General features: G+C 41.6%; 1 pseudogene. It reads left to right on the forward strand.

The features are described from left to right. Positions 1–409 precede the first annotated feature (409 nt). Positions 410–1,498, forward strand: a pseudogene (locus tag ACFIK1_RS05025) (ShlB/FhaC/HecB family hemolysin secretion/activation protein); the annotation flags it as partial.

Consider the following 1,498-nt stretch of genomic DNA (forward strand, 5'->3'; position numbering starts at 1 on the left):
TGAGTGGCTTAGAGGAGCTGGAGAGTGAATTTATCTCTAATTATTGATAAATATATTGTAGCATTAAACTGGGGATATTGATATATTAACCATTGACGGGCTAAACAGTTTTGTTTAGAGGTTTTCTCATATAAATGTGGGGGAGAGATCTTCAGCAATTCAAATAAAGCGTTTTTTGTAAAATAAAGCAGTTTTGGGTGTCACTTTTTTGGTTACAGAGGCATGTGCTTTTGTTAAAAGCGTCATAGGGCAGTGGCTGTTTTGAGTGGACTTGTTAGAGGTTCCATGAAGTTCTTTTAAAGAGTGCTTCATGAATAATGCAAAGCGGGGGCAATCTGTATTGTTATTGATATTTTTACGCCAAAGTTCTCTTTTGAGAATTTTTCGTGCCATTTTTGTTTTCTTTGNGCGTTTTTATATTCCTGATCAAGATATCAAAAACAGCAAGACGCTCAAATTTGTTGTCGTTGAGGGGAAACTTTCAGAGATTTACTATAATGGTTCACCGACGTCTCGTTATAATAATGTTGTATGGAGTGCTTTTCCTGGGCTTCAAGGTCATGTTCTGAACATGCGCGATATTGAACAGGGGCTTGATCAGATCAACCGTTTGAGTTCAGCGCACGCTCAAAGCGAACTTCTTCCAGGGCGTGAAGAAGGGAGCACCATTGTCAATATTAACAATCATCCCGATAAAACTTTCAAGGTTACTGTTTCTCATGACAATATGGGACAATCTTCCACGGGTTATGCGCGTTATAGTGCGGGCTTGAGGGTAGAAAATATTTTAGGGATGAATGATGCGTGGGATTTTAACTATCAACGCAGTGAGCCCGATTATTGGGGTGGGAGCAAGCAAGAAGGACATAGCAATAACATTTCAGCGAGTGTGAGTATTCCGTACGGTTATTGGACCTTTGGATTGAATGGCACTGTTTATAATTACCAAAGCATAATCCCTGGCAATTTTACCGATATTGAGACGACGGGGGATTCCAGTGAGTTGCACGCCAGTACAAGCAGGGTTCTTTACCGTGATAGTGTTTCCCTTACAACCTTGAATTTGGGTCTTTCTTATAAAAGAACCAACAATTACCTTCTTGGCAATAAGATTGAAGTGGGCAGCCGTCAATATAGCGTCGCCAATTTTGGCATTTCGCATTCTCGCCAGATGTTGGGGGGGACTTGGACCTTTGATGTGAGTTATTTGCAAGGTCTTCCCTTGTTTCATTCAGTAAAGAAACATGCGCCAGGAGCAGGGGATGCGGAGCCACAATTTGCCAAATTTACCGGTACGCTTAGTGTCATGACGCCTTTTAAGATAGGGGGCTTGGACTTTATACTGAGCAATCTTTTGAGTGGTCAATATTCACCGCATAATTTATTGGGAGCTGAACAGATTTCGTTGGGGGGCGCTTCCAATGTTCGTGGCACGCGTGAGAGTTTGCTTTTTGGCAATAACGGTTTTTTTAGCCGGAATGATTTGTTGCTACGCACC

The organism is Bartonella sp. OC16QHHD (assembly GCF_042194035.1).
Classification (GTDB): Bacteria; Pseudomonadota; Alphaproteobacteria; order Rhizobiales; family Rhizobiaceae; genus Bartonella.